Below are 26,821 nucleotides of genomic sequence, written 5' to 3'. Positions count from 1 at the left end.
TCTGACCGTAACTAACTCCGCCAATTTTCGCAGGAAGGTAAGGGCTCAGGTAATTCATGGAGCTTGGAAGGAACGAATGCCTTCCTGCAAGATCTGAAATGTTCCATACGCACTATGTGTTGGTGTGGACAGCTCAGAGCGTCTCAGGATCTTTGGAGCCTTGCCTGAAAGCTCGTAACCGGATTTTCCGCCTGCGGATGGACTGAGACCCACACCGTCATCCATTTTCACTCTCCCAATTGTTAGCTACGGTTCTAACGGCGATTAAGCTGCACCAATTCACCCTGAGCGCCCTCATACTCCATGAATGTTTTTGGGCATGAGAAGAGGGCTGCATTGAACTTCGCAGTGGCCTCTGTGGTCTGCCCGCGCAATAGGTGCCATTCGCCAACGTAGAATATGGCCTCGCAAAGACTGTCGTTGTTTATGGCTCTCGCCGTGACCTCTGGCGGCGTCAACTCTCCAAGGAACATTTGGTAGACCGGATAGGGCCACTTGCTTTGATCCAGCTTGCCGGCCGCTATTCGCAGATTCGATGCGGCTTGGCTATCGTTGCCTCGTGTTTGCGCGAGGAAGCGCCAGAGATGGTAATACGGTGCAGCATCTGGGTTCAAAGCGGCCCTTGCTTCGAAGTCATCCGCGGCGCGTTGATACTGCCCCTGAAAATATTGAATAAATGGGTCCGCCAGATAGCCAGCGCGTAGCTGGCTGACAGGCCAGATCGATCCTACGGCAATTATTGCAAAGCCCATACTGCCGATGAACGCAGCCACACCGAAGCGCGGATGTGGCTGCTTACTTGGCCAGGCTTTCAGCAAACAGAAAGAGACGATCCCTCCGGCAACCGCTCCGCCAAGATGAGCGGCATAGTCGATGTTCATGCCACCGGCGGTTTGACCGACGAGCGGCAGGATGGAAGGTACGAGGATCTGTATCGCGCCCATCCTTAAAATCTCTGGTAACGGGCCGGAGGGAAAATGAAAGCTGGCCACCATGACGGCCGCGAACAGGCCGATGATCCCGCCGGATGCTCCAACGCCGACGATGTTGTCGGGGTTAATCAGAAGCGAAGCCGCGGAGCCGCCGACCGCGCTCACGCAAAATAGAGCGGCAAACCAGCGCCAGCCGATCAGGCGCTCAAGGAGGATCCCGGCCCGCCACAAGGCAAAACAATTGAAGGCAAGATGGATCAAACTACCGTGCAACAGAGCAGCCGTCACCAACCGCCACCATTCGCCATAGTGCAGGATTCGCAGACGAAAGGTGCCCCCAAACACCAATAAAGTCTGGGTGTCGGGCGTATCGCCCTTTGCTGGAATGACGCCAAATTTAAGCTCTACGATGTAGATGCCGACCAGAATGGCGATCAGAGCATAGGTGAAGACGGGCGGCCCCTTCAGAGTGAAGACCGGTTCTGCGTTATCATCCGTCTGAGAAGCGACAGCGAGGCCTCCACCTGCCAAGGCCTGCTGCTCACGATCCTTTGCAAGAAACTCAACGCTTCGATCGTGTATCCAATCCGGATCGGCTCGCAGCAGCTTCAGCGAAATGACAGCCGGAGTGGCTCGCCCTTGCAAAAATTTGGGCAGCCAGCGAACGAGCCCGCGTCTCGTCAGGGCTCGTGCCGCCGCGGGATCCAGATCGATATAGAGCTGATCGGTACGCTTGCGCTGATACCTGCGGATATTGCGAACAGACTGCCAAGGTATCGTCTCGTCGGAGTGGGATTCGATATAGATGCCGTCCTTTGATAGGACGAGACCGGGCTCGCGCCGTATGGCTCTTGCGAGCAATAGGACTGCGCAAGCGCCGAAAAGGGCAGCACCTGACCAGCAGAAGATTGCGCTCAGGTGTGGACGTCCAGGCCTGTCTGGTAGAAATGATATTTCGGCAATGGCAACGGCCATCCCGAAGGCAATGAGCGATAACCAGAAGACCCTGCCTTTGTCGTAGGCAATTTCCATTGTCCGCGGCAGTTGTGGATCCACGGCGAAGCCGTCCAGCGAGATCAGATCGTGGTCATGCATCATCGATAATATACCCCCTCAAGAGCTCTCCATCGCCACTGCATCGCCTACTAGATCACCCCTACAGCGCGCCGGCAGCAGATATTCGCAGATCCAATCGCTGAGCGACCTCGATCTCGACGGCCGCCCCTCGGACATGACGGCTTTCCATTCGGCTACGACCTTTCGACCGCCTATTCTCCCGCAAGCTTGTGGACGGCTTCGATGATCTCGGGGTCCAGCCCAACGGCAAAATTATAGCAACGCCTGCGATCGAACTTCCGGCATGAACCCGTGCCTGATGTGGTGATGCCAATAGCCTCCAGGCCCTCCGGCCCTTCTCTCAATATCGGGCTGCCGGAGGCTCCTATGTCGGAGGAGCAGTCCGTGCGAAGACCGCTTGCCGGGATCTTCTCAATATTTTCGACCGATCGGATACGGCAGTCTCCAAGAACACGCTCGTTCCAATCGTCGGGAAGGAAGTGCGCCTGACGGATGGAGGCACTTATGATCTTGTCGCCGACAGAAACAGGTTTTGAAGGCAGGCGGTATGGTTCGAACTCTGTCACGGGTTCGGACAGCCGCATCACGACCCAATCATAGGGATCGTCCCAGGATTTAAGACCTTTGCTCGGATGAACGAACGATGCGACATCAACCTTATGCCACGTGGATCCTTTGCCGTCGCTCACTTCGAACCCACAGCGCATGATCGACATTGGCCCTGCATAGATTACCTTGGCGTTTTTGGGATAGAGGGCATGCCGTGCCGTGACAACGATATCGGGCTTATAGAGCAGGAAGGCGCTGGCCTCATTGAAGGGACACATGATCCTGCCGCTTGCGCCAAACTTCTTTCGAGCAGCGTCCGGTGTCATGCCATGCGATGCAGCATAGTCATTGATGGCTTTCCGGTTGTCAGCTCCGATTGTCCCTGCCTCAGCGCTGGCTACTCCTATCGCCAGCGACGCAAGAATGATCAGGACATACGTCAGCAGTCGCTCCAGTTGCGCCACAAATCGCCAGGCTCCAGTCATTCGCATAGTTCCTCCACTATCTCTCCTGCATCGCTTGCGAAGTCACCTCCACAATCGGCGAGAACAGGTATTCGAGAATGCGACGTTTGCCCGTCTTGATCTCGGCAGTGGCGGCCATGCCCGGTGAGAGCGGCACGACATGGCCGTCGATGCTCATGGTGCCGGCGTCCAATTCCACGGTGACGGGAAAGACGAGGTTCTGTACGCGCTGGACATTGGTCGTCGGCACGGTCGCCTGCAATTGCTTCGTCGGGTCGCCTTCCACCTGGTTGGCGTCAGGTTCCGGGATCGCATCTTTTGCAACGGCCGTGACATGACCGCGGATCACGCCATAGCGCGTGAATGGAAATGCCTCGACCTTGACCACGGCCGTCTGCCCGACGGACACGAAACCGATATCGCTATTGGGAAGGTAGGCTTCCACTTCCAGCGTCGAATTGTCGGGTATAATGCGCATGAGTTCGACGCCGGTCGTGACCACCTGCCCCACGGTATTGATCGACGACGACTGGACGGTACCGTCGATCGGGCTTGCGATCGTCATGGATTCCCGCCGCTCGCGCGCCTTGACGAGCTGGCGCTCAAGTTCGTCGGCCTGTCGCGAAGCCTCTCCAGCTTTCTCCACATTGTCGGCAATGAAGGTGCGAAGCGTCTTTTCGCCATCGCTTGATGTCACGGCAAGCGATGCCTTGGCTTCCTCGAGCTGGCCAGTCTCTTCGGCGAGCGTCGCCTCCTCCTTCTGGCTGGTCTCCTTCGCATCAATCACTCCTGCCTTGGAGCCGGCATCCTGACCCACCAGTGTCGCGCGGATCGCGACCCGTTCGTTGAGCGTATCGACCAGCCGTTGCTGTGCCGCCATTGTCTGTTGTAGCCGGGCGACGGTCGCTTGAGCCTGCTGATGCTGGGCGGCGATATTGGTAAGGCTCGCGGCAAGCTGGGAGAGATCGGCCTTGAAGCTCGATTGCTCGCGCTCACGAATGCTTGGCGGGATATCGGACGCAAGATCAAGCGGGACATCCGGGATCGGCTTTTCGCTCGTCCAGATACCCCGCTCCTGCCACTGTTCAACCGTTGCAAGCACGGCCCTGCGCCGGACCATCTCAGCCCGATAGGCCTGCAGATTGACCGCAATCGCCTCTTCGTCTGACCTGAGCTCGGTATCGTCGAGCTGAACGACGATGTCGCCGACCTTCACCTTTGAACCATTGATGACCGGGATGGACCTGACCTTGCCGACCTCGATCGACTGGATGACCTTGACACGGCCGGTCGGCTGGATCTTGCCCTGCGCGGTCGAGACGATGTCGAAGGTGCCCAGATAGCTCCACAGAAGTGTAGATGCGACGACCACGGCGATGAACCAGATGAAGGCGGTGCGGATCGGCGAGGCCGGTGTCTCGAGGATCTCGAGGGCTGCCGGCAGGAATTCGTTTTCGATCCTGCCGCGACGCAGCGGCTTTCCCGGTCGTTTCGGAGGGCGGATGACAGGGTTCATGGCTGGTTCAGCCCTGTCTGCAACTGCCAGAGATGAGCATAAAGTCCGTTCGGCCGGACGATCAGGCTGTCGTGCGTGCCCTCCTCGACAATGCGGCCATCCTTCATGCCGATGATGCGGTCGCAGTGGCGGACGGTCGCCAGGCGATGGGCGATGATGATGACCGTCCTGCCCTTGACGATCTCGCGCATGTTGCCGAGGATGATGCGCTCGCTCTCATAGTCGAGTGCGCTTGTGGCTTCATCGAGGATCAGCATTGGCGGGTTGGTGGCCAGCGCCCGGGCAATCGCCAGGCGCTGCCTCTGGCCGCCGGAAAGGTTGGCGCCGCGTTCCTCGATCAGGGTATCATACCCTTTCGGCAGCTTGGCGATGAACTCGTCGGCACCCGACAGCCGTGCCATCTGCATGGCGGCAGCCCGCGACATCGACGGATTGACCAGGCAGATATTGTCGTGGATCGTCCGGTTGAACAGCATGTTCTCCTGCAGGACGACACCGATATTGGAGCGCAGCCAGGCCGGATCGACCTGGGCGATATCCTGGCCGTCGACGAAGACCTGGCCGCGGGTTGGGATATAGAAGCGCTGCACCAGCTTCGTCAGCGTCGACTTGCCCGATCCGGACGGCCCGACGATGCCGATGACTTCGCCAGGCCTGACGGAGAACGAGATATCCCGCAGCACCTCCGGGCCATCGGGGGTGTAGCGGAAGTTGACTTGCCTGAAGGAGATGGCGCCTCTCGGCTTCGGCAGGCTGACGGAGACTTCCGGCCTTGGCTCCGGCGGTGCGTTGAGGATATCGGCTAGACGTGCCACGGACACTTGCACCTGCTGGAAATCCTGCCAGAGCTGCGACAGGCGCAGGATCGGCTGCGAGACCTGGCCGGCGATCATGTTGAAGGCGACGAGCGCGCCGACCGTCAGCTCGCCATTGATAACGGCCTGGGCACCGAACAGCAGCAGTGCGGCCGAGGTGATCTTGTTGACATACTGAATAGCATTCTGGCCCTTGGCGGCCAGCATGGTGGTGCCAAACGACGACTGCACGTAGCCTGCCAACCGCTCTTCCCACTGGGCAGCCACAACCGGTTCGACGGCCGAGGCCTTCAGCGTCTGGACGCCGACGACTGTCTCAACAAGCAGCTGCTGGCTATAGGCGCCGCGCTCGAACTTCTCGTCGATCTTCTCTTTCAGGAACGGCCGCACCAGGAAGCCGATCGCCAGATAGAAGGGGATCGAGGCAACGACGATCCAGGCGAGCTTCGACGAATAGGAAAACAGCACGAAGATGAAGACGATGGTGAAGATGAGATCGAGGCCGGAGAACAGCCCCTGCCCTGTCAGGAAATTGCGGATCGTCTCCAGCTCGCGCACGCGGGCGATCGTCTGGCCGGTCGCCCGCGTCTCGAAATAGGAAAGCGGCAGGTTGAGCATATGCCGGAACAGCCGTCGTCCGAGTTCGACATCGATGCGGTTGGTCGTATGCGACAGCGCATAGGTGCGAAGATATTGCAGGACCACGTCGAACAGGCCGACGGCCGCGAGGCCGATCACCAGCACGATCAGCGTCGAATAGCTGCGATGGGCCAACACCTTGTCGACCACGACCTGGAAGAACAGCGGCGTCACCAGCGCGAAGATCTGGACAATCAGCGAGGCAAGCAAGACATGAGCGAAGGCATGGCGATAGCGCCAGATCGATGGCAGGAACCAGCGGAAGCCGAAATTGCCGCGCGAGGCTCCTGGCCCGGCCAATCGTCGCTGCAGTAGGATGAAATGCCCCGACGTTTCTGCAAGCAACTCATGGGCGCCGAGATTGCGGCTGGAGAAATCCGTGGGATCGATGACGCGCCAGGTGCCATCAGGCCCAGCTCCCCCAAAGACCGCAAAGCGGCCGTCGGTCAGGCAGGCGATCGCCGGCGTCGGCAAGGTCGCAAGCCGTGCATCGGAATGGATCTCCAGATGTTTGGCTTTCAGTCCCACAAGCTTGGCCGCACGCAGCAGGTCACTGCGTCCTGCGGGCTTCGACAGAGCCAGGTCACGCGCCAGAACGTCCGGGTTGGAGGCGATACGGAAATAGCCGGCAATAGCCGCGATCGCCGCGAGACCGCTGTCAGGGCGTCTCACCTCGTCCACTGGTGTGGCTGAGGGTAAAGGCGGCTCAATGGTGACTGTTTGGTCCATCTTGGTTGGGATCTCGCGGACGTTTCCTTGCAATCAATGTGGCGGATGCCAAAGCGTTCGCTCGTCTACTGTTGGCAGTGGTGGATTTGGGCCGTAGCTGAAATTGTACTTCGTCTTGTGATCGGGAAACGGTCCGAACACGATTTCCGTCTGCAGAAATTTTCCGTCTGCTGCGTCAATCAATGCCCTTACATCCATCGTATGATCGGGGATGAAACGCCTATAGGTATAGGCCATAACGGTAGCTGACCCGATGTGGTCGGTTCCGACGAAACGGCAGTCGTAAATGGCAGGTCTGCCATCAACAATCACAGGCACGATCCTGCGCATCCCGACCTCCCAAGGACCATTACGATTACGTGAGTAGACTTTGCTGCCGGAATACAAAGTATCGTAGTAGTAAGACCTGCCGCTATCGATGTAGGTAACCGCAGCACTCACTTGCATCTGCTGGGCCTCGTTTTGTTGGTCGATAGCATTTCGGATTGGTTGGCAGGCGTCAGTAGAAGCATGCGCGTTACCACAGACCAGTGCCGTCAATGCGATCGCGGGCAGGAAAATGCTTGAAATCTTCATCGCGAGCACATGGCGTTTTGCTCTATTAGTCGCATCCTCGCGTTTCACATCAGCACCATCTATTAGAAACCCGACGATTTATGATGCTGCCGATGGGATTCTACCAGGCGGGAACCAGAAATCCTTAACGCTCTCGCAATGCTCGCGGTCAAAACGCGGCTTCGGGTGAACTGAACATAGTCGTCGTAGGGTATGGCACCCTTGGCGTAGGCGGTGAGGATGCGACGGCAATATTCAAAACGGACGTTGGCGGGAGTCACGTTCATCAGCTTGGAAAGCTTCTCCTGAACCTCCGGCGTAATGCCGGAGTGGCTGCAGTGCTCGATATTCCAGTTGAGAGCCGCGGGATTGCTCAGCATGTTCTTGTCGTATTCATAACCACCCTTGGTCGTTACAGGGTCAGCGTTTGCCGAAACAGAACAAGCGGCCATGGAAATTGCAGCAAGAATCACAAGGTATTTTTTCATTCCGATCTCTTTGGCTTGACGCCGACATGCCGCACCGGCGCTGGATCGGCCTATCGGCATTGATTGCATTCACGGTAGGTTGATCTGGAAACACGCCTGCCGGTTAGGGGCGGCAGGCGTGCTCACATTTGCCGACTATCACGCTGCATTCTGCTTCGGGATCGCCGGCTGATAGGCGAGCGTGGCGTCTCCCACCAGATAATGCGATGTGCCATCGCTCGTCTGGTAGGAGCTCGTGCCAGTGATCGCCGATCCATCTGAGAAGGACTGGCTGCCGTCTGTCGTCGAAAGAAGGTTGATGAGCTTGATCCCAGCTTCCGACATGGTCTGCAGTTCGCCATCGTCGACGACACCATTCTGGTTGGCATCGCGCCAGACGCGGAACTCGCTCCAGCGATCATCGCTGGCATCGAGCACATTGTCGTGGTTGCTATCGAAGGCTAGACGCAGACCATCCAGATCTGAGACAGAACCACCATTGGCCGCGACCTGATCGGGCGTTGCCCATTCCGAGAAAGCAAGCTCCTTCGACTGATCGATCTTGCCGTCCGGACCCGCCTGGCCGTCTTCACCGAGATCGATCGCCAGGAAGCCGTCCTGAGGCCCGACCCAGGCTGTCCCGTCCCGTGCACCGTCACCATTCCAATCGAAGGTGACAGACGAGCCGGTGGCGAGCGCATTGGTGTCGAGAGGCCGCAGGTCGATATGGCCGTCGCCGTTCAGATCCAGCAGAACCGGACCATGTCCATAATGCGGTGCCGGCCATTGATCGACCATCTCATAGCCCGAGCCACCGCCTCCATTCGGGCTTCCGCCGCCGCCAGTGATAGCATAGCGCTGCCATGCAATGTTCTTGCCTGAGCTGTCGTATTGATAATTCGTGTAGCTGCCGTCGTCGTTATAAGACGTCGCGGTGTTGATGACATTGTTGACGAAATTCTGAACGAAACGCGTCCAAGGAACGGTATTGTTGACGTCGTAATCCGTCCTGACGAACTTTCCGGCCGTGTCACTATAGACATTATCCTCGATCAGCTTTCCTTGCGGATTGTAGGAGTCGACGATCTGTGACCAGCTTTGGGTGTTACCCGGATCATATGCATAGAGAATTTTGCTTCCGTCATCATAAATGACGTTCTGATTGGTCATCTGACCCGCAGTGTTGAATGATTGGTCAATCTCCGACCAGGATTGAGCGTTGGTCGGATCCCACATCCAGATACCCTTCGTACCATCGTCGTAGTAGGCGATTTGCGAGACCCGCTGACCGCCGGCATTGTAATATTGCTCAAGCCGGCTCAAGTTGTTGGCATTGGTGACATCGTAGTTGGTTTCAACCCTTGTTCCGTCGTCGTTCTGAACGCGCTGAAATGTCATCTGGCCCGCGATGTTGAACAACTGGTCGATCTCCGACCAGGATTGGGCGTTAGTCGGATCCCAGAGCCAGACGCCCTTTGTACCGTCGTCATAATAGGCCGTCTGAGACGTTCGTTGACCATTTGTGTTAAAACTCTGATCAAGCCGGCTCCAGCCTTGCGCATTGGCAACGTCGAAGTCGACCGTACCGGTTCGCTGGCCCGCCGCATTAAAAAAATCGACATGCTGCTGCGTGCCGGTCGGCGTGTAGAAGGTGATCTCCGTTCGGGTGCCGTCGTCGTTGAACTGCTTCTCTAAGGTCTTCTTGCCGGATACATCGAAGGATTGCTCGACGCGGGTCCACGGATCGCCGTTCAGTGGATCATAATAGACCGCAAACGTTGGTATGCCCGATTTGTTGGCGTTGATGACACTGAGGATCTGCCCACCGGCGGCATTATAGTTTGTCGTCACCGAGCTGCCGTCCGCGGCGATCGCCACCTGCGAGGTTTTCTGACCCTGCCCATTGCTGGTCACGCGCAACGTCAGGCTGCCCATCGCCGAAACTGTGTCGACAACGGTCTGCGTCACCGCGCTGTTGGCGTTGAAATCGACCTGCGTCAGCGTGATCGAGCCGTCATTGTGGATGACGGAGGTTTCCTTGTGATCGATGACACCATCGTTGTTGGAGTCCTTGAGTAGGACGGTGATCAGGCCGTCTGAGCTGGTGCCGCTCTGGCCGGTAGCAACGACCGCGCCGGTGGCATTGGTCTCGGTCTCTGTTGCGACCGTCGAACCGTCAGCTCGAAGCCGCGACTGCATGACCACCTCGAAGGTGCCATTGCCGTCATAGTCATACTTCACCGTCTTCGTGCGGCCATCGGCGGAGCTGTCGGTCTCGACCTTGGCGGCAATCGCCTGCTTCCAGTAGACCTTGCCGGCCTGAAGATAATTCGTCTTCTGCGCGGTGGCGTTGTTGGTGACGATCGAGACGGCCGCACCAGTGGTGTCGGCGGTGAGCGTCTCCACCTGATCGACGGTGCCGTCGCCATCAACGTCCTTGGAGGTCGTGCGCACCATGCCGTCGGACGATTGCTGGATGGTCGTCTTCGAAGCGAGCTTGCCGGTTGTCAAATCCGTATCGGAGATGACGCTCACCTTGCTGCCATCGGCATTGTTGGTATTGACGACAACGCGGCGGCGATCAACCGTACCGTTGCCGTCAAGATCCCACTCGGTGTTGGTCTGCAGGCCATCGGCTGTGGTAATGGTCGTCGAGTTATCGGCCTTGACACCGGCCGCGTTGTAGTCAGTGACCGTCGATGTCACGACACCGGAATCTGCGGTCACCGTCTGCTGGTGCTGGTCGACGACGCCGTCGCCGTTATTATCGCGGTCGATCGTCACTGTGCGCTTGTCGACACTGGTCAGCGTGATGCTCTTGTCGAGCAGTTTCCCGGAGGCATCGGTCGTCATGACGGTCTCGTGGGTGGAGCCGTCGGCAAGGTTTTTGATAGTATCGCTAACCGTCTGAGTCGCCACTCCGGTGCGCTGTTCATTGGTCGAGGCCACCAGGCCATCGGCATTCGTTGTGGTGGTGAGCTTCGAGATCAACGAACCATCGGCGTTGGTGCTCGTCACCGTGCGGGTGCGGGTGCCGTCGGCATTGACGGCCGTCACGTCTGTCGAGGTCTGGGCATAGGTACCGGCGCCCGTTATGTCATACTGGGTCGTAATCGACAGGCCATTGGCGCTGGTCGTGGTCAGATACCGGCTGGTTAGCGTCGTCCCTGTGAAATAGCTGACGGTCTCGGTGTGCGAACCGTCGGCATTCAGCACCGTCGCGTCGGTGCGGCTCTTGGTGAAGGTACCGGAGCCGGTCTGGTCCCATTTCGTCGTCACCGTCAGCCCATCGGCAGAGGTGTCGGTCTGGGTGACGGCGGTCAGCACCAGCGAACCGCTGCCATTGACGGTATAGGTCTTTTCCACCGTCGTCTTGCTTCCATTGGCATTCAGCGTCGTCAGATCCGTGACGGTCTTGTTGGCGGCGCCGTTTCCGTCGGTGTCGTAGCTCACCAATGTGTTGAAGCCGCCGGCACCGGTCGTAATCGTCTTCGAATGCGACACGGCACCCGTGGACGTCAGGTCGGACAGGGCCCGCGTCACGCTGCCATCGGCGTTCTTCGTCGTGACGGACTTCTGGTCGACGACACCATTGCCGTCGATGTCATAAGTCACCGTGACCGTCTTGCCGTCACCGCTGGTCGTGGTCGTCGTCTTATTGGCGATCACACCGGTGCCGGTAACGACTTCCGTTGTCGAACCATCCGCACCGAGCGTGGTCACGTCGGTCGTAGTTCTGACTGTGGAGAGAACAATTAAAGGATTAGCAAGTGCCCATGCTTGCGCGCCCGCGGCAGTGTGGGCCTGCCCCTCGGGCGAATCCGCGCATTGTTGGGCCAAGGACGCGCGAGTGGTTCCGGCGGCGATCGCGCTCGCCCAACCTTCGGCCGCTCCCGGTTCAGGCGCGCGACCAAGAGCGTTTTGGTAAAGTAAGGTGGCAAACTGAATATCCGTAAGTGTGCCGTATTTTTGCGCAAACTCGGTGGACCCGATCATAACAGCAGCGATCTGAACCGCAGTCGTGCCGGTACTTAATGCCTTGGCGAAATCGGCGAAGCCGCCGGCGTCCGGATCACGGCCTAAAATCGCGCGATAAAGACGATAGAGCTCATTTCTGGTTGTCGCGCCGATCAGATCGTCGGATATGACGGTCGTCTTGCTCAACCCACTGGCGGACGTCGTAACCTTCGTCAGTTCTACCGGGGCCGTATTGGTCGAGCGGGTAAAAGCCTCCGTGCGTGAGCCATCGGGGTTCAACGTCGTGACATCGCCGAGCACCTGCTCGTAAGTCCCATCGCCATCCAGATCGGATTTTGTCGTAACCGAGAGGCCGTTGGCGGCCATCGTCGTGACGGCGCGGCTGCGGAGCGTCGTGGTGCCGGCCTTGTAGGTCTCGACCGTCTTCGTGGTCTGGCCCGTGGCATCAATGACGGATGTCGTTTTCACATCCAGCATACCGTCGCCGTCAAGATCCATCTGGCTCGTGAGGGTCTTGCCGTCTGAGGTCGCGGTGTTGGTCGTCTTCGACAGAAGCGTCCCGCTGGCCGTGGTGACAGGATCGACCAGCGACGTCGAACCGTCGGCATTCAACGTCTTCGTGGCAGTTTCCGTCCGATCGACCGTGCCGTTGCCGTCATAATCGTAGGAGATCGTCGTCACCAAGCCATTGGCGCTGGCCGTTACCTTCGTCTGGTCGGTGAGAGAGGTCCCGGCGTAATCCGATGTCGTGGTCGTCTTCGATCCGTCATTGTTAAGGACAGTCGCCTTCACCGTCTTGGCGTCGACTACGCCATCGCCGTTGATATCCTTCTGGACGGTGATAGTCAGGCCATTGCCCGAGGTGATGGTCGTGACTTTGTCAAGCAGAACGCCGGTGTTGCTCTTGTCCGCCACCGTTTCGATGCGGCTGCCATCGGCATTGATGACGGTCTGGTCGACGGTGGTCACATCGACTGTGCCATCGCCATTCAGATCATCGGCGGTGGTCGTCGTCAGCTTGTCGGCACTGATCGTCAGTACAGTCTTGCGATGGAGCGAACCATCGGCACTGCTCTGTACAGTGGTCGTCCTCTGGCTGCCGTCCGCGGCGATGATTTGTGCCGAGGCGGTGTCGATATGACCGTCGCCATCGACGTCCTTGGTCACCGAAGTCGTCTTGCGGTCGGCGCTGATCGTCGTTACCGTCTGGCTCAGCAACGCGCCGTTGCCACTCTTCGCCGTTACCGTTTCCGTGCGCGCGCCAGCATTCAGGACAATTACGTCGCTGACCGTCTGATCGAACGCGCCGTCGCCGTTGAGATCGGACTGTACCGTCTGCGTCAGGCTGTCGGCCGAAGCCGTCGTCAGCGTCTGGCCGATCAAGGTGCCGTTGCCGCTTTTCTTCGTCACGGTTTCGACCCGTGCCCCGCCCGTGCCGGCCGCGATGACGTCCGCAGTCACGGCGTCAAAGGCGCCATCACCATTGGCATCGGTGCTGACGGTCTTGGAGAGACCATCGGCACTGGTCGTCGTCAGCATCTTGGCGATAAGCGACCCGTTGGGGTTGAGACTGCTGTCAGTCTCGGTGATCGTTCCGTCGCCCGCAGCCGCAATCACGGTCTGGCTATCGACCGAGCCGTCGCCATTGGCGTCGACGGAAATGTTCTTGCTCTTACCGTCGGCGCTGGTGACCGTGACGCTCTTCGACAAAAGCACGCCACTAGCGCTGGTGTCCTGAACCGTCTCTGTTCGCGAGCCGTCGGCAGCGACCGTCGTCACGTCGGAATGGGCGAGATCGGCAACGCCGTCGCCCGTCACGTCAGACGAAGTCGTCGTAGACAGGCCATTCGCAGCTGCAACCGTCGTCACCTTGCTTCTGGCCGAATTATCGCCATTCGTGACGGTCACTACCGTCGTCACGTCGCCGTTGGCGGCAATCGTCGTCTGGGTCAGATCGCGCTCGTCGATCGTGCCATTGCCGTCGAGATCGCTGGTGACGGTCTTCGTATGGCGGTCGGCGCTGGTCGCGGTCGTAACGCTCGACAGCAAGGTGCCGTTCGAACTGCTGTCCGTCACCGTGCGAGTGCGCGAGCCGTCGCCAGCAACAACCGTAGCGTCGGAAACAACCTCCTCATAGACACCGTCGCCGTTGATATCGGTCTTCGTCGTCTTGGTCAGGCCGTCGGCGCTGGACAGAACCTGGACTTGGCTCAACACTGCTCCGGAGGCGCTCAGCGTCCTGGTCGTCGTGCTCGTCGAGCCATCGGCATTGGTGACGAAGGTCTGGCTCTGATCGGCCTTACCATCGCCGTCCTGATCGACGGACGTGGTAATCGTGCTGTTGTCGGCGCTGGTGACCGTCGTCGTGCTGTTGAGAACGGAACCATCGGCATTGAAGTTCGTGACAACCCGCGTGCGGACGCCGGAGACAACCGTGGTGATATCCGTCTGCGAACGGTCATAGGTGCCGTTGCCATCGTCGTCGAATTTGGTCGACACGCTGTTGCCGTCGGCGCTGGTGGTCACCAGATCCTGGAACGCCAGGCTGCCGTCGGCATTGTAGGCCTGGATCGTGTTCGTCTTCGATTGATCGGCATTGGTGACTAGGTTCGACTTGACGATATAGCCGTTGGAATCGCTGGCGAGAACGGCGTCACCCACCGCTCCGGTCGAACCGTCGGACTTCGTATAGGTCGTCGTTCCAGTAATGGCCGAGCCGTCGCTAAAACTCTGGCCGCTGCCCTTTGGCGTCAAATCGATCGAGGTGATCCCGAGCGAATCCAGCGACACCAGTTGGCCGTCAACCATGACCTTGAATTTTGACCATTGCGCATCGCCGGCATCGAGCTTGCCATTACCGTTGGTGTCGAAGACGTCCTTGAGCGCCTCGAGATCGCCGGTGGCCGTCGGGTCCCACTGCGTAAATTCGAATTCCTTCGAGTTGCTGATCTTGCCGTCGCCATCGGCGTCAAACACCAGAACGCCAGTACCGTTGCCCGCCCATGCCATGCGGTGCTGGTAGCCGTCGCCATTAATGTTCACAAACTGCGATGACGTCCCAAGCGTATTGAGGTTCAGGCCATTGCCCGAAAGGTCAAGCAATACAGGTTCATCATCATCGCCACCCGGCCCCGGGCCATGTTCAGAGGGGGAGTCATCGCTCCCGTCACCGTAGTATCCACCCGTGGCTCTACCGCCTGGCCCCACGCCATTGTGTTCGGACGGAGCGTCCTGTCCCCAGTCATTGCGAGCATAGCTTCCGCCATTGCTCGCTCCACCATAAGCACCGCCGCCTGGCCCCACGCCATTGTGCTCGGATGGCGCATCCTGTCCCCAGTCGTTGCGGGCGTAGCTTCCCCCATTGCCCGCCCCACCATAAGCACCGCCGCCCGGTCCCACGCCATTGTGTTCGGATGGCGCATCCTGTCCCCAATCGTTGCGGGCGTAGCCTCCCTTTGGTGTACCGTCATATCCGAGATCACCAAGAAGCCCGCCCCAATAAGGCTCAAAGTTCATCGATGGCGGCGTCGGAGCTACCGGAGCATCCGGCGTGTTGGGCGTGAAACCGAAGTTCCACGACGGATTGTCTACAGGCGTGACCGGCGTCGGCGCCACCGGATCAATAGGTGTATAGGCTGGGGTTGCATACGGCAGCGAACCAATCTCGTCAGGTGTCAGTGGATGAAGTGCTAAGTCGACTCTTAAGCTCTGCCCAGCAGCGGCATTTTGTTCCGATGGAGCATCAAAAAAACTATTCGGACCTGTATATCCAGTCCAATCTCTACCCTGAATCCCATTGAAGGGATCGGGTCGAGAGTACGGATTCTTATCGTTTGAATCTATTGGTTGCCCAGCCTGATAGTCCGGGGCCGACCATCGCCCGGTGTCAGGGTCAAACGTCTCGGGATCATAAATCGGCGCGTTTTTCGCGGAATCGAAGATTGCCCCGCTGATTTTGATCCCTGCATATGTGCCCGCGGCCGTTCCAGCTCCTATACCAAGGGGTCCGCCCGGCGTTCCTATCATCCCGCCGAGGGTACCGCCAATATATCCTCCAGAAACTTCAAAAGCCTGTTTAGCTGCCTCATCAATTGCGGCGGACTGCTCGTCACTGGTTGCGTCCATATACGCATCCGCTATCGCGCCAATTGCAGTCAATCCGGTAACGAGCATATTAGTATGATCTAGCGTGTCCGCTATTTCTAATGCGCCTTGAACCTCGACGTTTTTTGTCAGACCACTCAAGAGGGAACCTGGAGCATCCCAGAACGACTCCCAGTCGCGGCTAATTTTCTGGTTACTTTCACTATTATTACTGCCCATTGCCGACCCCCATTTACTTCCTTAAAAATTGCGGAAACCGTTCCAAATAAATAGGACCAACTCGAATGCCCAGAAAAATCGTTTGTTTTTTGAAGATTTATACTCATCTTGCCGACCAAAATAGATTATATACTTTGCAAACGCTCCAGGGAGGCAAAGTATAATAAGGATTTCAGCGATAAAGTGAGACTTATCGAAATAAATATACACTACAACCAATAGTATAGAAATAATAAATCTATACAGGTATAGATAGGCGTTCGCTTTTACTTGTGCCATCAGATTGAACATATCACTTTCCTGCAGCGCAGATTCCCACCACCCACACCCTAGGCACAAATGCCCGCTGGGTTTCGCTATCGACAGTGCACCTCACTTCTTGTCGCTCTGCACCAGCCGCATATATTTGCAGGGAGCTGGGACAAAAAGGCTTCACTGCGTTGCAACCTCCCTATGATGCGCGCTATATCGCTATGTATACGCGCATTTATCATATTTACAACACGGACTTCAGGAATGACGAGCGAAATAAGCGAAAATGACCACGATCTATCCGAATTACGCTCAGATCATCCAGAAGGCGAACCGGCCCTTGCGGCACGATGCATCGCGGCGCTACTGACACGGCACGATATTCCCAAGTACCGTTTTGCCGTCACCGTCTCCGAAATCCTCGGCCTTTCTTACTCGGCTGGAAACCGTCGCCTGACGACCAATGCCTCCTGGTCGCTTGAGGAATTGAAGCGTGTCGCCGAGCATTTTGGCGAGACGTTGCAGGAACTCGTCACTTCAGAAAATGCAGATGCCCTTGTCGACGCCTCCATCGTCATCAACAACCACATCGTGCCCTGCCGCATCCGCCTGGGTACTATCGTTGGTCAGGTGTCGCCGGGCACGCTGATAGCCGCCGAGATCGATGGATCGTGGCGGGTCATGCCGGCAGACGCCAGATCGATCATACCGGCCCATATCGTTACCCGTCTGCTGATCGAACCGACTGCCTCACGGCGCCGGGTTGCCATTCTGGACGATCACGCCGATACCGCCAAGACAATCGTACAGTATATGGAGACGGCGGGGTTTGAGGCGGTTGCCTTTAGCGACCCTCAAGCTCTTCACGATCAGACCGATTTCGACGCTTATGTGTTGGACTGGATCATCGAGCGCGATGCACGGCGCCAGACCGCGCTGGAGCTGGTCGAGAATATCCGCGCGCGCAACGCGCTTTGCCCAATCATCATCCTCACTGGGCAGATCAGAACCGGTAATGTCGACGAGGAGAACATTGCCGCGGCATTGGCACAACACAATCTGAAGTTCTTTACCAAGCCGGCGAGCATGCCGATCCTGATTGCCGCATTAAACGCCAGTTTCAAAACTGCATGATCGTCCGCAATTGCTGCTGCCGTATCGGCTTGCCCAGCATGGCATCGAAGAGTGACAGGTCCTGCCTGGAGCTAGCATTGGCGGCTGAAATGGCAACGAGCTTAGGCTTGTAGCCCAAATTCGTTTTCCGGATCTGGGCGGCAAGCTCGGGTCCGGTCATGACCGGCATGTCGAGATCGATGAAGATCACCGAATAGGCGTGCGCGGCGGCATAGTTCAGCGCCGCCATGCCGGAGGGTGCGACGTCGGTTGCAAAACCAAGCTCTTCGAGCACCGCCGAAAAGCCTTTCAGGAGGTCAGGATGGTCGTCAACGACCAGCACCCGTTTCTGATCGCCATTCGCCCCCTGCGACCGTCCCTCCGCGAGGACTGCGGGAATTGACAGGTCAAACAGGCTGCCGCCCTCGGGCGGGCGGCTGACCGTCATTCGCGCCCCAAGCTGGCGCAACAGGGTTTGGACCACCGATAGACCGATGCCGCGGCCGGCGCCGAGGCTGAAAGGTCCCCTCGCATCCACGTCGCTCTCAAGCATCCTCGACGGCAGGCCTGGTCCGCTATCGGTAACGCGCAAGGAAAGTTCGCCGGCTTTCTCATCAAATGGTGCAAGATCGACCTGGATGAAACCGGATGATGTATATTTCACTGCATTCGAAACGAGATTGTGTAACAGCTGCGCAATGCGCTCACTGTCCGCCACCACGAAAATCGGTTCATTCGGACTTATCTGCCGCAGCTGCAAATGCTTTGCCTGCGCCATCTCCCGGTAATTTTCCAGCACCTCGCGGACGAGCTCTCCAGCTTCGAATACGCCGGGCTGCAGTTCTATATATCCCGTTTGCGCTCGAGCCAGCGTCAGCATGTCGCGAAGCTGGACCGCCAGGCTATTTGCCGCCCGGCGAATTCGCGCCGTCAATTCGCTCCGCGCCTTTATATCCTGAGGACGCTCCAGGATATCCAGCGCCGAAACGATGACCTGAAGCGGCGTTCTGAGTTCATGGCTGACCATGGCGAGGAATGAGATCTTGTCTTCGACAGCCGCCTCGGCAGCCGCTATTGCACGTGTCCTTGCGGCAATCGCCAGCCAATAAAAGATTGAAATGATAATGAAGGACAGGATTGCACAAAACAGCAGGCCGGCAATTACCAGGATGATGACATGCCCTGCCTGAATCGTCTGGAAAGCCTTTTCCTTCAACTGGCTATCTCGATCCATGGCCGCCTTGGAGACTCTGTCCACGACAAAGGCCATTTCCTCCAGCTTCGGCAACAATGCCTGGGCATCGCTTGACGAAATATCGGGCTTAATTGCGGGCAGGACCTCTGTCGCGAATTTTTCCAACGCGGCTCCATCCTCGGAAAAGCCGGGAAGCGTCTTAAAACTATCATTCAGCTGCGAAGGCCGGACGATAATATTGATGCCGGAAATCAGGACATCGATGTGAAACGAGAGCACGTCCGATTCGACGGCAGATCCATCGGCAATTGCTTTCAGATCCAATCTGACGTCTTCGAGCTCCCTGAGCACCTGCGCCGTCGGCCAATAAGAGAAAGACGGATTTCTGCTGCTCGCGGAATCCCAGAGATCATAGGCAGCTCGAATGGCAGCCCAGTTGTAGCCGATTACTCCAAGGCATAGGACTACGATTAATGCGGGAATGCTAAACCATGCAACATGGAAAAACTTCATTCCACTTCGATCCCGCAGAGTTGCCACACCAGATATGATGCCGCGGCCGGCGTATCCAATTGCTCCTTGAAACTGTCACGGGGGAACATGACGAAGACCGGTCCAAAATCTCTGATAGTCAACCGGGTGCCGTTCTTGCTCACGGCAAGGATGGTGCCGTACCTCTCCAGATAATCGGCATCCACTTCCACGCTGAAATTATCAAGCGCAATGAGCCGCAGCTTCGTCCCTTTCGCATCAACCTCGCTCAGCACTTTACTGAGTAAGGGCCCCGCGAAATCGCTTTTGGGGGTCCACGCCGTTGACGTTGTCACCGTCGATTGCGGTAGACCGAGGAATTCGCGTTCCGACATCTCATAGGCATTACCCGCGGCGCCCGTTGTCTTTCCAATCTTGCCGGAGATCGTCAGGAAAACGTTCTGCGTGCATCCCTCCGGAATATGCGGACCTGCATTCGCCAATCCGGTACCCAACCAAAGCCCAATTACAATCAATGCGAATGCGCGAAACATCTTCCCAGACCTACCCAACCATTCCTGCAACCCCCACGCAGTCTGGCACAACTCCGGTCAATTTCGAAGGGTACCTCATCGCGATTGCGGTAGAATCTCATAAACACAAGCGCTCGCGAGCACTGTGCTTTTCCCGGCCCCAACACCAAAAATTTGCGGGGCGCCCCATGACAGTTGGAGCACCGGCCCATATGCTATCGCGGATTCTACATCTTAAAGACGATATTTGCAGTGAGGCGCACTTAACGTGATCTCAGTTTATTGTGTTCTACGGTCGGGCGGCGAGTATAGGGCCGAGCACGTGGTGCGCCTGCAGGCGCAGGTGATGAAACATCTTCCGGGCGCCGATTTTCGCTGTCTCTGCGATATCGAAGTCGGCGGCGTCAAAACAATTCCGCTGGCATATGATTGGCCCGGCTGGTGGTCGAAGATGGAGCTGTTTCGGCAGGAGATATCTGGTGACATTCTCTTCATGGATCTCGACACCTCGATTGTCGGAGATCTTGCCGAGATAGCTTCAATCGGTCGGCTTGCCCTGATGCGCGATATTTATCGCCCGGAAGGTTTGCAGTCATCGATCATGTATCTGCCGGAGGCGGAACGCGTACCGATTTGGACCGAATGGGCCGATCGACCAAAGCATTGGATGGACCTTTATCGACAGGGCGGCGACCAGGCCTTTCTCGAGCGCTTCTGGCTCGATCACGCCGATAGATGGCAGGATGTGCTGCCCGGCCAGATCGTCTCGTGGAAATCGCATGTGCGCAAAGCGCACTACGATGACGAAAGCGGGGATGGCTCAATCCCAACCAACGCGCGCGTGGTGATTTTTCATGGCAAACCCCGCCCCTGGGATATTGGATGGTAGGTGGCTACTACCCGCTGTGGCGGGCCAAGCCCATTTATTGCAAACACAATAAATGCTTTTGAAGGAAAACGAACCGGCTACCGGGCGTTTTAAACGGCTCGTAATCCCCTAAGCCTCCGAGAATATTATATTTTATATCAAGCTGACCTATAAAGCTCGCCTATCGGCATTGCGGAGGGAAAACATCGCCGAGCCTGCCGCCGGTCATCGCTGTTTGACGTCCTCAAATTTGATGCCAAAGCGCGTGAGGTATTTCGTCAAACGATCTGCGTCATTGCTGCTTTTCTTTTCCAATCGCGAGATCGCGAATAAGGCTCTGCCGGCAGAGCTTGCTGTCGTATGCTCCCGGCAAGCTTGAAGAACGGTTGCAAGCTGCACCGCATCAAAACGATCGAGGCGGGCGGCAGCCTCTGCGCCCAGCACATCTTCAATGATCGCATCCGTCCTATCCTTATCGGTCGCGCGTCGCCAAAACGCATTGAGGCGCTTGATTTCGTCGTCGACGACCTCGATCGTGATACGCCCATGTGGCGCGAGTGTCGCCATGCGTGTCACGGAGGCCGACAGGTCGCGGAAATTGGCACTCCAGACAGCTTGCGGGCTGGTTGCGAACGTCAGATAGCGTTCCCGCGCCTCTTTGTTGAAGGTCACGTTTTCGCCTTCGCGCTCCAGATAGCGCCTGAGCTCGAAGTCGAGATTTGGTTCTATATCCTCCTTGCGCTCGCGAAGAGCCGGCAACTGAAAAGTCCAGAGATTGAGCCGGGCATAAAGATCTTCACGAAACCTTCCCCTACGGACATCCTCGCCGAGATCGCGATTGGTTCCAGCGAGCAGTTGGAAATCCGCCGATACCTCGCGATCGGCACCCACCGGCAAGAATCTCTTTTCCTCGATCGCGCGCAGGCACATAGCCTGCTCGTCGAGGCCGAGCTCGCCAATCTCATCGAGGAACAGGACGCCCTTGTCGGCAGACTTGAGCAGACCGGCGCGCTCGCCGGCGGCACCTGTAAAGGCACCCTTCACATGGCCGAACAGGGTGGACATGGCCTGGTCACCACGCAGTGTCGCGCAGTTGACCTCGATGAACGAGCCGCTGATTTTCCGCTGGCTCTTCTTAAGCTCGTAAATCCGACGGGCAAGTTGCGACTTGCCGGCACCAGTCGGCCCTGTCAGGAGGACCGGTGCTGTGGAGCGGATGACCACTTTCTCGATCTCATCGATCATCCTGTTAAAGTTTGCATTACGCGTCGATATGCCGGACTTGAGGAAGGAAGCGGCATCCTCCCGCTCAGAGGCGAAACGTTTGGCGATCTCGTCATAACGGGAAAGGTCCAGATCGATAATCCGGTGGGTGCCAACGACATCCTGTTCCCCCTCCCGATCGCGCGGCGGCGAAAGCTGCAATAACCGGGCGGGAATGATGCGAGCCTCGGTCAGCAGGAACCAGCAGATCTGCGCCACATGCGTACCTGTGGTTATGTTGACGAGATAGTCTTCCGTGTCGGGGTCGAAGCTGTAGCCGCGGGCAAAGTCCCTGAGGCTGGTATAGACCTCGGAAAAATCCCAGGGATCGCGGAAGTTGATGACATTGCTGCGCACCTCAGTCGCCGGCGAAACCGTCCCTATATCGCCGATGATCCGCTGGCTGAGAGCATGCGCGTGATTGTCGTGGATCAGTTCCAACCGATCGACGAAGAGGCCTGGCTGTTGACAAAGCGCGATGGTGGGGCGCCAGCGGCTCCAGCGATTGTCCCATTTCCCCGCATCCAGGGTGGTTCCCAATATGCTGATGGCAACGCGCCGCTTCATGGCTTATCCAAAATTATAAATCCCTATATAAATGGATATTATCTTTCAGGCCGCAGATTTGGCAACCGCCGACTTCTCAAATGAAGTCAAAAGATTTTATTCCATCAAAACAGATAGATATCGGAAATATTCTCGTTGCCCCCGCTCGTTTCTCCAAACTGGCACGCTACTTGAAATGTATCTGGCACGAACGAAACAAGAGGTGCCATCATGGTGAACAAGGCAATCTTCAAAACCTATCTCGGGAAACTGCTCCCGGGAACGGATACAACAAATCATGAAGCCGCGCCGGCCTATCGCCTGACGCCGCGCGAGGCGCTGGCGCAATATGCCGTCACCGGCACCTTCAACAGCACTTTCTATGCGGATGGAGCCGAGCAGCTCGAGGCTGTGAAGGCGCTTGCCCTCGAGGTGGAGCCGGAGTTCCTCGCCAAGGTGGCTGTCTATGCGGCCGAAAAAGGTCACATGAAGGATATGCCGGTGACGCTGCTCGCAATGCTCTCCAGCCTTCAGAGCGATGCTTTTGCGCGTGCATTCCCGCGGGTGGTGAAGAACGGCAAGATGCTGCGCGGCTTTGTGCAGGTCATGCGCTCCGGGGCTACGGGCCGGAAGTCGCTTGGCACACGGCCGAAGAAGGCGGTGCAGGCGTGGCTCGAACGGGCCAGCACGGAACAAATCCTGCGTGCAATGGTCGGCAACGACCCTTCGCTCGCGGATGTCATCCGCATGGTGCATCCGAAGCCGGCGACGGAGGAACGCAAGGCGCTCTATGCCTGGGCGATCGGCAAGCCGCATGACTATGCGGCGTTGCCGGAGATCGTCAGGGCATTGGAGACTTTCCGACGGGATCAGACCGGCACAGTTCCGGATGTCCCGTTCCAGATGCTGACTTCGCTGCCGCTGACACAGAAGCATTGGATCGAGATCGCCCGTAAGGGCGGCTGGCAGATGGTGCGGCAGAGCCTCAATACCTTTGCGCGCAACGGCGTGTTCGAGGTCAAGGGTTTTGCCGAGGCGCTGGCGGCGCGGCTTGCCGATCCGGATGAAATCCGAAAGGCCAAAGTCTTCCCCTATCAGCTCATGATGGCGTGGAAGATGGTCGATGGCCAGGTTCCGGAGGTCGTGCGGGATGCGCTGCAGGATGCGATGGATATCGCCATCTCCAACGTTCCGCCGCTGATGGGCCATGTCGTGCTCTGCCCCGACGTTTCCGGCTCCATGGGTTCGCCCGTGACCGGTTACCGGAAGGGCGCTACATCTTCGGTCCGCTGCATCGACGTCGCCGGCTTGATGACTGCGGCGTTCCTGCAGCGCAACCCGAAAGCAAGGGTGCTGCCGTTCGAGAACGACGTGGTGCATGTCAGCCTCAACAAGCGGGATTCGGTCATGGCCAATGCCGACAAACTCGCGAAGATCGGCGGCGGCGGGACCAACTGCTCCGCACCGCTGCGGAAGCTGGCAAACGATAAGGCCAAGGTCGACCTCGTCGTGTTCATGTCGGACAACGAATCCTGGGTGGATGCGCGTGGGAACGGTCGGCCCACCACCGTGATGACGGAATGGGCAAGGATCAAGCGAAACAACCCGGCCGCAAAGCTGGTTTGCCTCGACATCCAGCCCCATGCCACGACGCAGGCGCCGACCCGGGACGATGTGCTCAACATCGGCGGCTTCTCCGATGCCGTCTATGGCGTGATCGCCGCTTTTGCGGCCGACGGCCAAGGAGCGGATGGCTGGGTGAAAGCCATTGAGGCGATCGAGCTCTGACGAGCTCGCCAATAGCAATACCTTCGCGTCGCAAATGGCGCGAAGACCGTGACGAATGCCGGATGAAACTACAGATCGTTAATCTCCATGTCGCGGGTTCGAATCCCGTCGGGTCCTCCAAAGTTCATGTGGGCTCGTAGCTCAGCGGTAGAGCAGGACGTTTCACCACACCTCGTCGTCGCGGACGAATGAAATGACATGGCGAATGCAAAAGGGAACTACATGGCCGCGGCAGGTTCGAACCCTGCAAGGGGATCGCGAATCCTCACTGGTAGCGGGAAGTTTCCTTGTCCACTGGTCGCCATGACCGAATGCAGCGGCGAATGCCGGACGGAACTACAGCCGCCAACACTGGATGGTCTGGCAGGTTCGACTCCTCCTGGGCATACGCTCTCTGGCACGAGCGGGGCCATCCGGTTTCGTCCACCCTCGTCGCCGCTGCATCGATCGCATACACATCCTCGCTCTGCGGGGGGCAAAGAAACACAACTGAACAGAAGGACTGCAGACGCAGAAAAGACAATGACAACGGTAATGAGCGGACAGGATTTGATCGATGCCGGCATGAGCCAGGGAAAATGGTTCCGCCCAGCCCTCGACGCCGCCAATGCGGTTTTGAGCAATGGCGGCTCGATGGCGGATGCAATGGAAGCGGCAAAGGCTTTCGAGCCCGGGCCGACGCTCGCCTTGCGGGCCGATAACGATATGGAGATCTATTCGAATATCCGCGCAGAGAATGCTTTTGAGCAAGACAATGTCGAGAAGGTCAACGCGACGATGCGCGCATTGGTGCGTACGCCTGTCGTCCGGTCCGCGGCTATCATGCCGGACGCGTGCCCCGCAGGTCCGGTCGGCACGATCCCGGTCGGCGGCGTGGTGGCTTCCGAAGCAATCCATCCCGGCATGCACTCGTCAGACATCTGCTGCTCGATGGCGGTATCGATCTTTCCAGGCGTCGATCCGAAGTCGTTGCTGGACGCCGTGCATGCCGTGACGCATTTCGGTCCGGGCGGACGTCCGCGCGCCGCCCAGCTCAAGCCTTCCGAAGCGACGCTATCGGCTTTCGATCAGAACCCGTATCTGCAGAGTGCCACGCTTAATATCGGCATCGAACACTTCGCGACCCAGGGCGACGGCAATCATTTCGCCTATGTCGGAACCATGAAGTCGACCGGCGAAACCGCGCTCGTTACCCATCATGGATCGCGAGCTCCGGGCGCACGTCTCTACGAGAAGGGCATGAAGATCGCCAACCGGTTTCGCGAGCAGATCTCACCCGAGACCCACCGCGAGAATGCCTGGATCCCGGCGGATACCGAGGAAGGCGACCTCTACTGGTCCGCCTTGCAGACGATCCGCCAGTGGACGAAGGAAAACCACTATGTTCTTCACGACATGGCGGCAGAAAAACTCTCGGCCAAGGTCGCCGATCGCTTCTGGAACGAGCATAACTTCGTCTTCCGGAAGTCTGATGGGCTGTTCTACCATGGAAAGGGCGCGACGCCTGCGTTTGACAACTGGGCACATGATGCGACCGATCTGACCATCATTCCGCTCAACATGGCGGAACCGGTGCTAATCGTTCGCGGAACGAATGCCGCCCATGGTCTCGGCTTCTCGCCACATGGCGCCGGCCGCAACATCTCGCGCAGCGCCCATATGCGGCAGTTGTCGGCGGAGTACGGAGCGGATTCACGTGGGCTCAGCCCGAACAACATTGCGGCAATCCTGGAGAAGGAGACCAGTGGTCTCGACGTTCGCTTCTTCTCGGGCTTTGCCGACGTCTCGGAGCTGCCAAGTGCCTACAAGAGCGCCGCCAATGTGCGGGCACAGATCGAGCATTACGGCCTAGCCGAAGTGGTCGACGAGGTGATCCCATACGGCAGCATCATGGCGGGTGATTGGCAGAAGAATGCGCCTTGGCGCAAAAAACGGCGGTAAACATCGGAAAAGGCGGCGAGTTCGCCTTTCCCGCATACAGCACGATTATAATAACGCGGCGGGGCGGACCTCGATCAAACGCAGGACGTCCAATGACGGCGAAGGGCAATGTTCCGCAATGCGTCTGGCAATTATGAGAAAGTTTACATGACAACCGAATACGTGATCGACGGTTCTCAGATAACATCGCTGGAGTCGTTTTACGACGAGATCAGCCGAGTGCTGATGCCTGACGCTTACTGGGGAAGAAATCTTGATGCCTTTAACGACATTCTACGAGGTGGCTTTGGAACGCCTGATGAAGGTTTCACGATCAGATGGTCTCGCTCAGATGTATCGAAGGAAAGACTGGGTTATCCCGAGACCGTGAGGCAACTCGAGCGCCGTCTGCAACGATGCCATCCCGATAATCGAGACCATATTCGCCGGGAACTCGCTGACGCCCGTGCCGGCATCGGTCCGACAGTGTTTGATTGGCTTCTCTGGATCATTCAAATCCATGGCCCTGGTGGTGAGGAGGAGGCCGACAATGTTCGGCTGGTGTTGGAATAGTTGGATTGAGTGGGAAAGTGTCGCTTGGTAGGTCAATTGATCACGGATTGGCATGCCGCTGGAGACGAGCCGGTGACACCAGGGAAACCTCCAGGGCACCCACTCCCTAATTCTGGCCACTTACCAACACAACAATGAGGCAGATATTGCTTTTGGCATGCAAAAGTATCGACTTCTTATTAGGCGCGCGCCTGCGCAAGAGAAGTAAAACACTCTTCGACATCATCCCGAGCGACGCACCTATAGCCAAGGCGT

The 26,821-nt window shown here is 57.8% G+C and carries 15 protein-coding genes; 5 read left to right on the top strand and 10 right to left on the bottom strand.

The window, feature by feature from the left end; all coding sequences use genetic code 11:
• Positions 1 to 254: 254 nt before the first annotated feature.
• The 7 genes from FHT85_RS25495 to FHT85_RS25465 form a co-directional block, all read right to left on the bottom strand.
• Positions 255 to 2,030: a rhomboid family intramembrane serine protease gene (locus FHT85_RS25495; RefSeq protein ID WP_246780092.1), complete on the bottom strand. Its 1,776-nt coding sequence runs from the start codon at positions 2,028 to 2,030 to the stop codon at positions 255 to 257.
• Positions 2,031 to 2,200: 170 nt separating this feature from the next.
• Positions 2,201 to 3,043, bottom strand: coding sequence for a trypsin-like serine peptidase (locus FHT85_RS25490; protein ID WP_162709625.1), 843 nt, complete (start codon positions 3,041 to 3,043; stop codon positions 2,201 to 2,203).
• Positions 3,044 to 3,059: 16 nt separating this feature from the next.
• The gene (locus FHT85_RS25485) at positions 3,060 to 4,538 is read right to left on the bottom strand and encodes an HlyD family type I secretion periplasmic adaptor subunit (protein ID WP_112410502.1); all 1,479 of its coding nucleotides are present in this window, start codon (positions 4,536 to 4,538) and stop codon (positions 3,060 to 3,062) included.
• Complete coding sequence (locus FHT85_RS25480; protein ID WP_112410501.1) at positions 4,535 to 6,721, bottom strand: type I secretion system permease/ATPase; 2,187 nt, start codon at positions 6,719 to 6,721, stop codon at positions 4,535 to 4,537. The genes FHT85_RS25485 and FHT85_RS25480 overlap by 4 nt, the downstream gene beginning before the upstream one ends.
• A 33-nt stretch (positions 6,722 to 6,754) precedes the next feature.
• Positions 6,755 to 7,345, bottom strand: coding sequence for a hypothetical protein (locus tag FHT85_RS25475; RefSeq protein WP_162709622.1), 591 nt, complete (start codon positions 7,343 to 7,345; stop codon positions 6,755 to 6,757).
• A gap of 14 nt (positions 7,346 to 7,359) precedes the next feature.
• Positions 7,360 to 7,764 (bottom strand): hypothetical protein, encoded by a 405-nt coding sequence (locus tag FHT85_RS25470; RefSeq protein ID WP_246780091.1) that lies wholly within the window; start codon positions 7,762 to 7,764, stop codon positions 7,360 to 7,362.
• Between the two features lie 138 nt (positions 7,765 to 7,902).
• Entirely contained in the window at positions 7,903 to 15,336 is a 7,434-nt protein-coding gene (locus tag FHT85_RS25465; protein WP_312861359.1) for a DUF4214 domain-containing protein, read from the bottom strand.
• 1,224 nt (positions 15,337 to 16,560) lie between these two features.
• Here FHT85_RS25465 and FHT85_RS25460 point away from each other — a divergent pair.
• Positions 16,561 to 17,430 carry a helix-turn-helix domain-containing protein gene (locus FHT85_RS25460; RefSeq protein WP_162709621.1) on the top strand — a complete coding sequence of 290 codons (870 nt, stop codon included), beginning with the start codon at positions 16,561 to 16,563 and terminating at the stop codon, positions 17,428 to 17,430.
• On the opposite strand, the gene FHT85_RS25455 is transcribed toward FHT85_RS25460, so the two are convergent.
• A complete protein-coding gene (locus tag FHT85_RS25455; RefSeq protein WP_112410496.1) occupies positions 17,417 to 19,117 on the bottom strand; it encodes a hybrid sensor histidine kinase/response regulator in 1,701 nt (566 codons plus the stop codon). The two genes, FHT85_RS25460 and FHT85_RS25455, sit on opposite strands and share 14 nt — an antisense overlap.
• Positions 19,114 to 19,629 (bottom strand): oxidoreductase, encoded by a 516-nt coding sequence (locus tag FHT85_RS25450; RefSeq protein WP_162709619.1) that lies wholly within the window; start codon positions 19,627 to 19,629, stop codon positions 19,114 to 19,116. The genes FHT85_RS25455 and FHT85_RS25450 overlap by 4 nt, the downstream gene beginning before the upstream one ends.
• Positions 19,630 to 20,101: 472 nt before the next feature.
• On the opposite strand from FHT85_RS25450, the gene FHT85_RS25445 reads away from it, so the two are divergent.
• Positions 20,102 to 20,497: a hypothetical protein gene (locus tag FHT85_RS25445; protein ID WP_246699166.1), complete on the top strand. Its 396-nt coding sequence runs from the start codon at positions 20,102 to 20,104 to the stop codon at positions 20,495 to 20,497.
• Positions 20,498 to 20,701: 204 nt separating this feature from the next.
• Here the strand turns inward: FHT85_RS25445 and rtcR are convergent, their stop codons facing one another.
• Positions 20,702 to 22,306 carry an RNA repair transcriptional activator RtcR gene (gene rtcR / locus FHT85_RS25440; protein ID WP_112410493.1) on the bottom strand — a complete coding sequence of 535 codons (1,605 nt, stop codon included), beginning with the start codon at positions 22,304 to 22,306 and terminating at the stop codon, positions 20,702 to 20,704.
• Between the two features lie 210 nt (positions 22,307 to 22,516).
• On the opposite strand from rtcR, the gene FHT85_RS25435 reads away from it, so the two are divergent.
• The 3 genes from FHT85_RS25435 to FHT85_RS25425 all read left to right on the top strand — a co-directional run bounded on the left by FHT85_RS25435 (position 22,517) and on the right by FHT85_RS25425 (position 26,566).
• Positions 22,517 to 24,073: an RNA-binding protein gene (locus FHT85_RS25435; protein ID WP_112410492.1), complete on the top strand. Its 1,557-nt coding sequence runs from the start codon at positions 22,517 to 22,519 to the stop codon at positions 24,071 to 24,073.
• A gap of 534 nt (positions 24,074 to 24,607) precedes the next feature.
• Positions 24,608 to 26,014 (top strand): RtcB family protein, encoded by a 1,407-nt coding sequence (locus FHT85_RS25430; RefSeq protein WP_112410491.1) that lies wholly within the window; start codon positions 24,608 to 24,610, stop codon positions 26,012 to 26,014.
• A 108-nt stretch (positions 26,015 to 26,122) separates the two neighbouring features.
• On the top strand, positions 26,123 to 26,566 hold the full coding sequence (locus FHT85_RS25425; RefSeq protein WP_246780090.1) for a barstar family protein: 444 nt from the start codon (positions 26,123 to 26,125) through the stop codon (positions 26,564 to 26,566).
• Positions 26,567 to 26,821: the final 255 nt, after the last annotated feature.

The sequence above is a fragment of the Rhizobium sp. BK312 genome (genome assembly GCF_014193605.1).
GTDB lineage: Bacteria > Pseudomonadota > Alphaproteobacteria > Rhizobiales > Rhizobiaceae > Rhizobium.
Note: the sequence above shows the minus strand (reverse complement) of the source record. Positions and strands in the feature narration are given on the sequence as shown.